The sequence below is a fragment of the Elusimicrobiota bacterium genome, assembly GCA_016721625.1.
Classification (GTDB): domain Bacteria; phylum Elusimicrobiota; class Elusimicrobia; order FEN-1173; family FEN-1173; genus JADKHR01.
In genome coordinates this window covers 892,042-904,512 of sequence record JADKHR010000001.1, presented here as the reverse complement: position 1 = coordinate 904,512, position 12,471 = coordinate 892,042, and the positions used below count along the sequence as shown (strand labels likewise).

Here is a 12,471-nt window from a genome sequence, read left to right as displayed (position 1 = left end):
CGGGTGGGGGAGTTGTATCGTTATTGTATGCCCCGCCAAGCGCGAGTCAATGTTCCAGGTTTTCTGTATCACATCATGGCTCGAGGAATTGAGCGGCGGGCAATTTTTGTTGGAGCGGGAGACTACGAGGACTTTTTGGAGCGGCTGGCGAAGGGATTGGAACGGTGTCCCGGGCAGGTGTTGGGGTGGGCTCTGATGCCAAACCACTTTCACCTGTTGGTGAGGGCGGGTGGGAAAGGGATCAGTTCTTTGATGCAGAGGGTGATGACGGGATACGCTGTGTCCTTCAACCGACGGCATCGGCGGGCAGGGCACCTATTTCAAAACCGATATAAATCCATTGTGTGTGAAGAAGAACCGTATTTGCTCGAGCTGGTAAGGTATATCCATTTAAACCCGCTGAGGGGGAAGGTTGTGAAGGACCTCGGGGCTCTTAAATCGTATCCGTATAGCGGCCATTCTGTGGTGATGGGAACTCGGAAACGCCCGTGGCAGGCAACGGAGGAGGTTCTGGGGCGATTTTCAAAGAAAGAGGCAACGGCGCGTCGACTGTATGAGCGATTTGTGGGGGAAGGGATAAAGGCTGGAAGGCGGCCGGATTTAATGGGGGGAGGGCTGATTCGGAGTGCCGGAGGGTTGTGGGCGGCCCGAGGGCGGTCTCTGTCGGAGAGGGAAGCCTATGACGAGCGGGTTTTGGGTGGTGGAGGTTTTGTGGAAACCGTTCTGAAAGATGTGGAAGGTGGGGACAAACGACTGGCGGGGTATCGGCAACGGGGCGTGAGGATTGAAACGATGGCGGAGGAGATCGCGAAGGAGGCGGGGATCCCTGTGAAAAGTCTTTTTGAGCGAGGGCGGCGGGAATCGGTGTCGCGTGGAAAAGCCCTGTTGATCTATCTGGGGGTGGAGCATTTAGGGAAAGCCGTTCGTGAAATGGCGAAACTGACGCGCATGTCGGACCCCGGGGCGAGCAAAGCTCTGACCCGCGGAGCGGAGTTTTGGGAAACCAGCAGGCTGAAAGGAAAACTTTAGTTAATTGGTTAAAGACGTCCCCTATACCCGTGGGATTAACCCGATGCAGATCGCGAAATGGAAAAAGCAGGTGTTGGAAGAGTTACCTAAACTCTTATACCGAACGCGGAGATCTTTCGTTGATTGGCTTAAGACGTCGAAACGGATTTGAAATCGGCATGGGGGGATCATCGCCAGAGAACTTAAATAGGATTATAAAATGAAAATCATTCGAAATGCCGGGAAAGGTCCAACGGAAAAGTTGTTTCATCATCTGGCTCAGAGGGAATTCTCTTCTGAGCTTGAGATGAAAAAATACATCGATTCGATTACAGGGCGAAGTTTGGATGACCTCGAGGTGGAAGAGGGGAAGACTCCCTTGGATCGGGCGCAGTTTCTGATTTATGAGGCTTGGGAGGAGCCGACGGCGAAGAAGCGCATCGCCCTGGCCCGGAAGGCGCTCAAAATGTCGGCTGATTGCGCGGATGCCTACAACCTCTTGGCGGAAGAATCCGCCCAGTCGCCGGCCGAAGCCCTCCAATTTTATTCGCAAGGTGTCGAAGCGGGAAGACGGGCCTTGGGGGAAAACTTTTTAAAGAAAACAAAGGTCATTTTTGGGGCATGCATCAAACGCGCCCGTTCATGCGCTCAATGGCTGGACAAGCGGAGATGTGTTTCGAAACCGGGGAGCCAACCAAGGGGTTCGCCCTTTATTATGAAATGCTGGATTTAAATCCCGGGGACAACCAGGGAATCCGGTGCGTTTTACTGGCCCGCCATGGAGAACGAATGGAATACGACGCCATGGCGACCCTCCTGAAGAAATACCCCTACGATTGTTCAGCGGAGTGGGCCTTCACCGCCCCCTTGCTGACTTTTCAAAAGGTCGGAGACAGCCTCGCCGCCAAGGAGCCGTTGCGTAAGGCGATGGAATACAACCCTTATGTGACCGACTACCTCCTCGGCAGGTCCGCTCTGCCGGAGGAAATTCCAGAACACATCTCCATGGGAGGAGAATCCGAGGCCCAGTCCTACGCCGAGAAATTCCTACCCGTCTGGCAGAGAATTAATGGCGCCCTCTCCTGGTTGGAGCGCCAAGAGAAAATTTTCCAGCAGATGAAGGCCGTTGGCGGGCAATTGAACAGGAACGACCCTTGCCTTTGCGGGTCCGGGCGGAAACAGAAGAAATGTTGTGGAATTTAGGGACCCTTAAATGAAATTCAGACGCTTCGGAAGATGGGGTATAATGGGAAACCGATGAGGCCGATTGTCCCCATTGTGCGGATCGGGTTCCTTAGCAAGGGCGGTTAGAGCGTTCTGATTCATTTCAAAAGCGACGGGGGTCAACGGCGAAGAGGAGGATCGATGGGTGGAAAACGGTTTTGGGTGGTGGTTCTGGTGGCGCTTTTCTCAGGGGTGGGGATTTACGCGGGGGTGCCTGATAAGGTGGTGTATCAGGGGCGGTTGTCGCGGTCGGGGGCGGCGGTGAGCTCGTCGCAAAACATCACGGTTACCCTCATCGACGCCAATGGGGTGGAATCCCCTCAGATCGTTTTTTCAAGTTTGGTGACGCTGGCGGCCACGGGGGAGTTTTCGGTACTGTTAAATATGCCGCCCAGTTACGATTGGGAACGGGCGGCGCCGGAGCTGGAGGTGCAGGTGGGGGGCGAGGTGTTGACGCCCCGGGAAAAAATTAACGTGAGCCCCTATGCCTTTCTGGCCAAGAAAGTGGCGACGGGGGGGGTGAACGCGGCGGCGATCCAGAGCGGAGCGGTGACGGACGTGAATGTATCGACAATTTCAGCGGCGAAGATCATGCTCCCGGGAACGGCCAGCCCCATGACGGTGTGGCAGAGCACGGTGGCGGGACACCTGGACAAGATCGATTCGGCCAAGGTCTACGGGACCATCCTTTCGGCTCCGGTGGCACACCAGGGGTCCCACCTGGCGGGCGGATCCGATCCCATCGGCGGCCTGCAACCCACGCAGGTTGTGGGGACGGCGGTGGTTCGATCCACATCCACCGCCCAGACCATTCAGGCCACGGCCGATGTTGTTCCCTTGGCCATCAAACCGAACCCCTCGGTGCCCGCCGGGTCGATCAACGTTTTAGAAGTCTATGACACGGCGCTTTCCACCTCTGTTACGGTTCGCGGGGACGGAGCCATCTCCGCCAAGGGGCCGTTGACCGTGAACTCTCGAATAAAAGACGTTTCCGGGTTTTTGGTCCCGGTGGGGACCGTCGTTCCCTTTGCTGGGATCGTGACCCCCCAGGGGTGGCTGGCGTGTGACGGGACGCTCTACGCGATAGCGTCACGGCCGGATTTGAATGAATTGCGCCAGGCCTTGGGCTCGACGTATGGGGGCGATGGCGTAAGCACCTTTAAGGTTCCCGATATGCGCGGGAGGACCGCCATCGGAACAGGGTTGGGCGCTGGCCTGACCAATCGGACACTCGCTCAAACGCTTGGGGAAGAAACCCACATATTGACCAAGGGCGAAATGCCGAGTCACGACCACAATCCTGGGGGAGGATTTTTCCAGCTTCTACGCCATACAGGTCTAAATACGACAGCATCTATCGATAATGTTGATGGGGCGGGGACAGAACCTGATATATCGACTTCCAGGCCGATCGGGCCGGAGGGCCAAGACCAGCCCCACAACAACATGCCGCCCTCCTTGGCTCTTAACTACATCATTAAATACTGACTTAACTTCTAAACAAAAATGAGCCAAAGTGATTACGCGACTCTTTCCAGGAAATCCATGGACCTTAAATCGATGCGACTGATCTATGTTTGCCGAAACTGCACGCTGTTGGGCGGGCAGTCGCGAATTGCTTGGGAATTGGGGCAGAGGGCTTTGGCGGAAGGGCACGACGTTCACTTGGTGGCTCGACGATTTCCGGCGGGGATGGAGAATTCTGGGATCCAGAAACAGCGCGTATTTCAATTGCCTCCTTTTGTGGGGGAATGGACTCGGTTTCGGTTTTTTGCCGACTTGGCCTCCCGGCGGGCGGAAAAGTTGGCCCGGGGCGGCGGAGTGATTCATGGGTTCGGGGATAGTTACCGGCAACACATCTTCACCCTGGGAAACGTGGATTGGAATTACTCGAAACACCTTCCGGGGCGCCAGCCCGATGGGACCGCCGTTTACGTTAAGAAGCGGGCTTTTTTGGATCCCGGTCTTCGAATGCTCGTGCTGGTCTCCAAACAAATGCGTCAGGATATATTGGATTTGCTCCCGAACTTCGACTCCTCCAAGTTCCGAATCATCTATCCGGGGGTGGACCCCCAACGGTTCCGCAAGCATTCGCGGGAAGAAATTCGAAGTCGGCTGAACCGTCAGTTGGGGATTCCGACGGGCGCCCGTTGGCTTGTTTTCGCGGCCGGGGGCGATTTTGAAAAGCGGAACATGAAAACCATGGGCCAGGCTTTGCTGAAACTTCAGCACCGTGACGACTGGCGGATGTTGTTTGTGGGCGCGCGCAAAGATCAATTTCCGTGGCCCAGGGAGCTGGAAGATCGAAGTTACTTTCTTGGCCGATTGGACGATATCGGCACAGTTCTGCCGGGGTGTGACTTGATGGTTTATCCGGCGTGGTATGATGAATCTCCGTTGGCTTGTCTGGAAGCCATGGCTTCCGGGCTTCCTCTGGTGGTTTCACGCACCGTTGGAACCAGTGAAATCATTTCCGTGGACAACAAAGCGACGGGGGTTCTGAATGATCCAGGGAACGCGGACCAGCTGGCGCAGTTGATCGACATCATGCTCTCCAATGAATCCCTGCGTCGGCGAATGGGGGAAGAAAATCGAAAAGCGGCCGAGGGATTTTCCTGGGAGGCGATCTATCGCCAATACCGGGACTTGTATGAAGAGGTCGGATCTCTCCAAGGGGAAAGCCCAAAAAAATAATCGGGTGGGGAGGTCCCTCCCCCTCTCCCGCCAGCAGGAGAGGGAAGGCGCTTCAAGGGGCGCATGTCGGAAGCGCGGGGAAACAAATTCAGGGGTTAAAAGGTACGGGTGAATTTATGACCATGAATGTTCAGGAGCTTATTGAGTTCGTCGGGAAAATGGAATCGGGGCATGGGTGGGTGGCCTATGCGAAGGCGGGGGTCCTTTGGGTTGTTTTTTCCTTTTGGCTTGGGGGATTAAGCGGTTGGTATTGCCGCATTTGAAATGGTTGGCGCGGTTTTCCAAAACGAATTTGGACGATCTCCTGGTGGAGGGGATCGCCAACCATCTTCCTCCGTTCCTTTATTTCGGCGCGTTCGTGTTGGCGCTGGGGCCCCTCTCTTGGCCCCCCTTGGGGGCCCGGGTGTTCCGGTTCGTCAGCGCTTTTTGGTTGGTGTGGGCGGCGGTTCGGTTGGCGGATGGGATTCTTCGGTTTATTATTTTTCGCCTCTGGCTCCCCGTGGAAGGAGACCACGACCTTAAAAGAAAAATCCATTCCCTCACGCCTTTCTTGAACGTAGTTCTCTGGTCCGTGGGGATTTTGGTCCTTTTGGACAACCTGGGGTTCAAGCTGTCGGCGGTCCTGGCCGGCTTGGGCATCGGGGGGGTGGCGGTGGCCCTGGCTTCCCAGGCGGTGTTGGGGGACCTCTTTAGTTATTTCGCCATTCTATTCGACAAGCCTTTTGAGCACGGGGACATGATCATCGTGGGGGACATGGCGGGAACTGTGGAGGCCATCGGCATCAAAACCACGCGACTGCGCAGTTTGGGGGGAGAACAGCTCGTCTTTTCCAACACCGACCTGACGGGGTCCCGCGTGCGGAACCTGAAGCGGATGCAAGAACGGCGGGTGTTGTGCCGCGTGGGAGTCACCTACAACACCTCCTCGGCTTTGCTGGAAGAGCTTCCCGGCCGGATCAAGGCCATCGTGGCGTCGGTTCCCCAGGCCCGTTTTGATCGGGCCCATTTCGCCGCTTTCGGGCCCTCCAGTTTGGATTTTGAGATCGTCTTCTTCGTTCTCTCTCCGGACTACAACGATTTCATGAACGTGCAACAGACCATCAACCTCGCCATTAAATCGGACTTTGAGGCGCGGGGAATCGAATTCGCTTTCCCGACCCAAACGGTTTATTTGGCGGGTTCTCCGTCGGCCGTTTCCCAGAAACCGGTCGCTTCGTAAGGGTCCGGATTTTTTCAGTCAAAAAAATCCCCTCTCCCGCATCAGCGCCCCTGGCGCCTCAGGTGCCCAGAGCTATGCTACGGGCCGCCGATGGAAAAGGGTAACCCGCTCAATGAACAAAATAGGGGTTCTTCTGGGTTTTGTGTATTTAAAACCAGTATGTGTATCATCGGTAAAGCGTCCTTGAAAACCTATCCTAGACACCTCGGCATTGTTCCAGGGGGTTCCACCCCCTGGCCCCCCCCCAGGCGCTCCGCCCTGGACCCGGGCCCCCTTTCTTTTGGACACGCAAAAGAAAGGGGGGAAAGAAAACGTGCCCCGTCGGCTTCCGCGCGCCGTTTTGACGGGCGTCCCTTGTATCTTGTCAAAGCTCTTGGTGACATGTTTACTGTCACCGAAGTTCGGCGCGGCAGACCGATCGTCCGAGATATTGTCAAATGTTGTGGGTGGGATTTGAGGAGCGTATCCCATCCGGTCGTAAATTAGGCGGCCATTTCCAGTTCAACCCCGTCTTTGAATTTGATCCCTTTCCACACCGCCGCCAACTTTGTGTATCCCCGTAATTCCGCCACCGCTTCTGCGCCGATTCCGCCAACTTATAAACCATCGTCAACGTCGCGATCCGTGAACCGCATCCCTTCGTTCTTTTGTCCGTAGACGCACCGTTGCAAATGTCGACTCAATCACGTTCGTGCTTCGAATCGACAACCAATGTTCCGCCGGGAAATCGTAGAACGAGCAAACTCTCCCGGTTCCTGTTGATCGTTTCCACCGCCTTCGGATATTTCAATTCGAACTCTTTGACGAAAGCGTCAAAGGCGGCGTGTCCTTCCTCTTTCGTCGGCGCCAGGTAAATGTCGTGGATCATTTGCTTCCCTTTCCCTTGAAGACTCTTCGGAAGCTTGTCCAGCGCGTTGACTGTTTTATGAACCCAACAAAGCTGGGTCTTCGTGCCGGGGAATTCCTCCGACAGCGCCGCCCAGAACCCCAACGCGCCGTCACCAATCGCCAACTTTGGCCCCTTCGCCAATCCACGCCGTTTTAATGTCCGTAAAACGGACTGCCAGCTTCCCTTCGACTCCCGAAACCCGTCCTCCACCGCCACCAGTTCTTTGGTTCCGTCTTCCTTCGCCCCAATAATCACCAGAATACACTGCCGATCATCGTCCAGCCGGACGTTGAAATAGATTCCGTCCACCCACCAGTAAACATATTCGCTCTTCGATATGTCCCGTCCGATCCATTCTTGGTAATCCTGTTCCCAGATCCGCTTCATCCGCACCACGCTTTCCGCTGAAAATCCCAGCACCTTTTCCCCGACCAGCTTCTCCAGGACTTCCGTGAAATCCCCCGTGGAGATCCCTTTCAAATACAGGAACGGCACCAGCTCCTCCAGGTTCTTGGTCTTCCTCAAATACGGCGGGATCAGGATCGACTGAAATCGTGGCTCCCCGTCCCTTTCAGAACCCGGTCGTCCACACGAGGAGGCTCAATGTCCAAGGGGGCCGGCTCCCGTCACCAAGACCCGCCGGTTTTGTTTTCCGTTGCGGACAATCAACCGATGCCCGTGTTCGTCCACCTGGGCCGCATGGCGTTGACAAAAAATATCCACCTCTTCGTTCAGCGCCACTTCCACAGCTGCCAGTGCGCCCCGCGGCGCACGATCTCTTCCAGCGTACCCACCACCCCTTGCCCTTCTGGTTTTTCTGCCCGAATTGTTTTAACATCTTTCATAAGCGTATCCTCCTGGGTTCGGTGGCGTCAACCACCGGGTTTTTGTTTCCTTTCACCAGACAGGATACGCTTTTCTTTTTTATCCCCTCAACCCCTCACCCACAACTTTTGAGTATATCTCCGATCGTCCCTGGGTGTCCCACACCGCACGTGAGCGAGGGTCGCCGCGCCCGATTCCAAAGAAAGCCCGAACAGTTGCGAGGGCCATTTGAGCCCGTATCCCGCAAGGAAGGGCTTCTCAGGAGGTAGTGATGAATCCATCCAATGAATCCTTCATTCCGTCCGACGTTTTCATCGGCGTCGACGTGTCCCTGTCCCACCTCGACATCGCCGTCCGACCTTCGGGCGAACGGTTTACTGTTGACAACGATGGATCGTCCATCGACGACCTCATCAAACATCTGCAAAAGCTTCGCCCCTCCCTCGTGGTATTGGAAGCCACCGGCGGTTATGAAATCCCATTCGTATCCGCCGCTGGAGCCGCCCGGCTACCCGTCGTTGTTGTCAACCCCCGCCAAGTCCGCGACTTTGCCCGCGCCACCGGACGTCTCGCCAAGACCGATTCCATCGACGCCGACGTCCTGGCTCTCTTCGGCGAGAGAGTGCGGCCTCCGATCCGGACCTTGCCCGACGAGGATACCCGCCGGCTGGACGCCCTTGTCACCCGTCGACGACAGATCATCGGTATGATCGTCGCAGAAGGGAACCGCCTTCCCTCGGCCCCCGCCGCCCTTCGCCGGGACATTGAAGCCCACATCCGCTGGCTACAAAAGCGGCTTCGCGACCTCGACAAAGACCTCCGCGAAGAAATCCATCAAAACCCGCTTTGGTGCGAAAAGGACAGCCTCCTTCAAAGCGTTCCCGGCGTTGGCCCCCAGTTGTCCGCCGCCCTCTTAACCGGAATGCCGGAACTGGGGAGCCTGGATCGCCGCCAGGCCGCCGCTCTCATCGGCGTTGCCCCCTTCAACCGTGACAGCGGCACAATGCGCGGACGGAGAACGATCTGGGGTGGACGCGCCTCCATCCGGTCAGCCCTCTACATGGCCGCGCTCACCGCCACGCGCCATAACCCGGTGATAAGTGAATTCTACCGACGCCTTCGTGACGCAGGCAAACGAGCCAAGGTCGCGCTCGTCGCGTGCATGAGGAAACTCTTGGCTATCCTCAACGCCATCCTTAAAACCAATACCCCTTGGCGGCTGGCTCCTAACCATGTTCACCCTTGACTTTCAAGACAGTTGCTCATGTGGCCCGGCAGAAACGCCGGGCCCGGTCTCTGTCGGCTTCGCCGCCGAATCGAGACCGGCTCGGCTCAACGGCCTATCGCCGGCACAACGGGCCGCACCGCAACCGTCAAAACGGCGTGCTCATAACGCCTCAAGGGGGGGCGCGAGTCAAAAAAAATAAACAAACAAACCTGTATACGAAACCCGGAGGACCCAAAATCAGGAATGGATCCTCTATGGTCTTTCTGTTGCATCTGGGTAGGGACCTGGGGCGTTGCGAATTTGTTGGGAAAGGGGTAGGTTGTGGCGAATGGTGGATGTTGGTTAAATCCGGTGGATATTTGCTCAGGGAGGCGAACCTTGTTGACGAAAAACAGCAAAATCATTCTTCGGCCCCTCATGGCGGGGGTTGCGGCGGTCTTTTTTCTTTCCGGGGTGGGCCGTTCGGACAATCGAGTGTGGGTCGGGGGAGGGGGAAACTCGCTTTGGTCCACGGCGGGGAATTGGGAGGATCTGGGGACGCCGACCAGCTCGGACTCGCTTCATTTCGGCGGCACGTTCACCTCGAGCAACAACAATCTCCTCAACTGCGATCTGTCTCAAATCGTTTTCGACTCCAACGCCAACTCGTTTTCTTTGCAGGGGAATACCGTGACCTTTTCGGGGCTATCCACGATAACCAACAGGGCGGCGTTGACCCAAACCATCGGTTTTTCGGGGCCTCTCTTGGATCTGGAATACATTTCGGCCCTGGCGGGAACTCTGGTGATCAATTCGACGGTGAGCAACTCGGGAGCGGGGCTTTCTGTTTCCGGGGGCGCCGGGAAAGTCGTTTTCAACCAGCCACTGCTTGGTTTGGACGGGTTGTATGTGACGTCGGTCAATGAGGTTCAATTCAACAACAGGGTCTCCACAACGGTCGCTCTTTACCAGGCCACGGTCGTCATTAATTCGGCGACCCAATTGCCGGGGGCGAACATCGGCGAAAATGGGACTTTGAAAATGGCTTCTGACGTCACTTTATCCGGGCCCATCTATCTGGAGGAGCCGATCTCCCAATTCACACCGGCTCCCGCCATCGACACGAACGGCTTTTTCATGACGCTCACGGGCGGGCTCCGGGACGGGGGCATTGATTTGAAACCCGCGCGGTTGAGGAAACTCGGCCAGGGGGTTTTGACGGTTTCCGGGGACAACACCTTGCTCGGCTGGAGCGGCGGGACCACCATCGAGGCGGGAACCCTGCGAGCGGGGACGGCCACGGCCTTTCGGTCGGGCACCTCTTTCACCCTGGCCGACACCGCCGGGGCCACGCTAGATCTGAATCATTTCAGTTTCTCCATCGGGCAATTGAACGGGGGAGGCAACACCGGGGGGACCGTTCTCCTTCCCTCTGGAATATTGACGGTCAGTTCCGCCACGTCGAGCAGTTTCGGCGGCGCCATCGTGGGGGGGGGATCCCTCACCAAGGACGGCGCCGGGGTCTTGACGCTCACCGGGGCCAACTCTTATTCGGGCGGGACCACGGTCACGGCGGGCACTTTGAAGGGGGACGGGCGGGGCCTCCAGGGGAACATCCTCAACAACGCGGCGGTGGTTTTTGATCAAACGGGGACGGGGACCTACGCGGGCAACCTGTCGGGCGTTGGGACGGTGCGGAAAACCGGGACGGGCATCCTGACGCTTTCGGGGAACAACACCTTTTCGGGCGGCCTCAGCCTCGAGGCGGGAACGCTGGCGGTGGCGACGACCTCCGCCCTGGGGTTTGGGGACGTGACGGTGGCCGACGGGACCTTGAAGGGGGATGGGAGTCCCCGAACGATCACGGCCAGGGCGAATTATACCCAGAGCGGGGGAACCCTCGCCTTGACCCTTTACGGGGCCGGCGCGGGTCAATTCGATCGGTTAAGCGTCGCCAACAATGCCGCGGTGGGGGGAACTTTGTCCATCGGGGTGAACCCGGGGTTTCTGCCGGTGGGAACCTCCACCTATTCCATCCTGAATGCCTCGTCCCTGGGCGGAACCTTTGATTTCCATCCGACGGGTGCGGCCCTTCAGTTCGAGGTGGCTTACAGTTCGTACAACGTCGTCTTGACGTCCATCAAAACCCCCTACGTTTCCTACGCGCGGACGGGCAATGAGCAAGCGGTGGGAAATTATATGGACAGCGTTTATCCGTCGGCCACGGGTGACTTGGCGCTGGTCATGGGCGAGCTGAACGCTTTGCCGGAACAGGAACTGGGCCAGGCGTTGAAATCCATCTCCCCACAACCTTACCAGACGCTCACGACCGTGGGGTTCGCGTCTCTTTCGGGGTTTTCCCAACGGGTTCACAGCCAGCTCGCCCGCGCCCGGTTGGGCGAGTGGGGAATACAAACGTTCGGTTCCGAACAGAGCCGGTCGAATGTTCGGTGGGGATCTCTGACGGCCGAAGCGGGGGTTCGGGACGACGGGGCGGAGCCGGACTCCTTTTTCGAATTTGAAAAAAAATGGGGCGCCTTCCTCACGGCCGATGGGCTATACGCTCCCTTGCCGGGGGACGCCGACGTGGCGGACGGTACCCTGGCGTCCGGCGGGGTTACGGCGGGGGTGGATTATCGCTTTTCTCCCCGTTGGACCCTGGGGTTCGGCATCGGGTTCGCTCAGTCCAGCGGGGAGATGGGATCGGACGAATTTAACGTCGACGGGAAAAGCCTCACCCCCGGGTTTTATGGAAGCTACAACGCTCCGAGCTATTATCTTGATGCTCTCCTGGCCACCCAGACCAACGACTACGTGTCCACGCGAAAAATTGTTTATGGGACTCAAAACCTGCAGGCCGACGCGTCTCCGAGCGGCCACGCCTACGCCGCAGGCGTCGAAGCGGGCAGGCCGTTCCGGAAAGATCTGTGGGATTTTGTTCCCGTGGCGGGGCTCCAATGGGCCCAGGAAACCGTGGGGGCGTTCCAGGAAACCGGAGCGGGGCCCCTCTCTTTGTCGGTGGCGGGCGAAACGCGGGAATCCTTGGCCACGCACCTGGGGGTCCGGGTCCAACGCCAGTTCACCACGGACAAGCGGGACCGCTTTGAGGTTCGAACCGCCTGGCGGCATGAATTTAAGGGTGAAACCAACATCAATGCCTCTTTCGCCGGATCGGGCGGGACCCTGTCCGTGGCCGGGTCGGCGCCGGAAGGGGACACGATCGCGTTGGGCGGCGATTTGTCCGCGAGTTTCAGCGAAAATATTTCCTTGCTCCTGGCCTACGACGGCGATTTCGGCGGCAATACCTTCCACCGGCTTCACGGCGGGGTTCGGTACCGGTTTTAACGTAGGTCCCTGTTTTATCCCATTTCCTTCCCTTGACAGGGGGGGATCCCGGGGTTAGGC

The 12,471-nt window shown here is 57.6% G+C and carries 8 protein-coding genes and 1 pseudogene; 8 read left to right on the top strand and 1 reads right to left on the bottom strand.

Annotation, left to right across the window (positions count from 1 at the left end):
• Positions 1 to 27 precede the first annotated feature (27 nt).
• The 6 genes from IPP35_03930 to IPP35_03905 all read left to right on the top strand — a co-directional run bounded on the left by IPP35_03930 (position 28) and on the right by IPP35_03905 (position 6,145).
• On the top strand, positions 28 to 1,029 hold the full coding sequence (locus IPP35_03930) for a transposase (GenBank protein ID MBL0058258.1): 1,002 nt from the start codon (positions 28 to 30) through the stop codon (positions 1,027 to 1,029).
• 199 nt (positions 1,030 to 1,228) lie between these two features.
• Positions 1,229 to 1,741, top strand: a complete 513-nt coding sequence (locus IPP35_03925) for a hypothetical protein (GenBank protein MBL0058257.1) — start codon at positions 1,229 to 1,231, stop codon at positions 1,739 to 1,741.
• A 56-nt stretch (positions 1,742 to 1,797) separates the two neighbouring features.
• A complete protein-coding gene (locus IPP35_03920) occupies positions 1,798 to 2,211 on the top strand; it encodes an SEC-C domain-containing protein (GenBank protein MBL0058256.1) in 414 nt (137 codons plus the stop codon).
• 162 nt (positions 2,212 to 2,373) lie between these two features.
• On the top strand, positions 2,374 to 3,720 hold the full coding sequence (locus IPP35_03915) for a tail fiber protein (GenBank protein MBL0058255.1): 1,347 nt from the start codon (positions 2,374 to 2,376) through the stop codon (positions 3,718 to 3,720).
• 57 nt (positions 3,721 to 3,777) lie between these two features.
• A complete protein-coding gene (locus tag IPP35_03910; protein MBL0058254.1) occupies positions 3,778 to 4,926 on the top strand; it encodes a glycosyltransferase family 4 protein in 1,149 nt (382 codons plus the stop codon).
• A gap of 205 nt (positions 4,927 to 5,131) precedes the next feature.
• Positions 5,132 to 6,145, top strand: coding sequence for a mechanosensitive ion channel family protein (locus tag IPP35_03905; GenBank protein MBL0058253.1), 1,014 nt, complete (start codon positions 5,132 to 5,134; stop codon positions 6,143 to 6,145).
• A gap of 482 nt (positions 6,146 to 6,627) precedes the next feature.
• Here IPP35_03905 and IPP35_03900 read toward each other — a convergent pair.
• Positions 6,628 to 7,879, bottom strand: a pseudogene (locus IPP35_03900) (IS256 family transposase).
• A 251-nt stretch (positions 7,880 to 8,130) separates the two neighbouring features.
• Between IPP35_03900 and IPP35_03895 the strand changes: the two are divergent.
• Together IPP35_03895 and IPP35_03890 are read left to right on the top strand one after the other, a co-directional pair.
• Positions 8,131 to 9,105 (top strand): IS110 family transposase, encoded by a 975-nt coding sequence (locus IPP35_03895; protein MBL0058252.1) that lies wholly within the window; start codon positions 8,131 to 8,133, stop codon positions 9,103 to 9,105.
• A gap of 360 nt (positions 9,106 to 9,465) precedes the next feature.
• The gene (locus IPP35_03890) at positions 9,466 to 12,411 is read left to right on the top strand and encodes an autotransporter domain-containing protein (protein ID MBL0058251.1); all 2,946 of its coding nucleotides are present in this window, start codon (positions 9,466 to 9,468) and stop codon (positions 12,409 to 12,411) included.
• Positions 12,412 to 12,471: the final 60 nt, after the last annotated feature.

Excerpts from the sequence above, each read along its gene's own strand:
- IPP35_03930 (MBL0058258.1), top strand. The coding sequence starts at position 28 with ATGCCCCGCCAAGCGCGAGTCAATGTTCCAGGTTTTCTGTATCACATC.
- IPP35_03925 (MBL0058257.1), top strand. The coding sequence starts at position 1,229 with ATGAAAATCATTCGAAATGCCGGGAAAGGTCCAACGGAAAAGTTGTTT.
- IPP35_03920 (MBL0058256.1), top strand. The coding sequence starts at position 1,798 with ATGGAATACGACGCCATGGCGACCCTCCTGAAGAAATACCCCTACGAT.
- IPP35_03915 (MBL0058255.1), top strand. The coding sequence starts at position 2,374 with ATGGGTGGAAAACGGTTTTGGGTGGTGGTTCTGGTGGCGCTTTTCTCA.
- IPP35_03910 (MBL0058254.1), top strand. The coding sequence starts at position 3,778 with ATGGACCTTAAATCGATGCGACTGATCTATGTTTGCCGAAACTGCACG.
- IPP35_03895 (MBL0058252.1), top strand. The coding sequence starts at position 8,131 with ATGAATCCATCCAATGAATCCTTCATTCCGTCCGACGTTTTCATCGGC.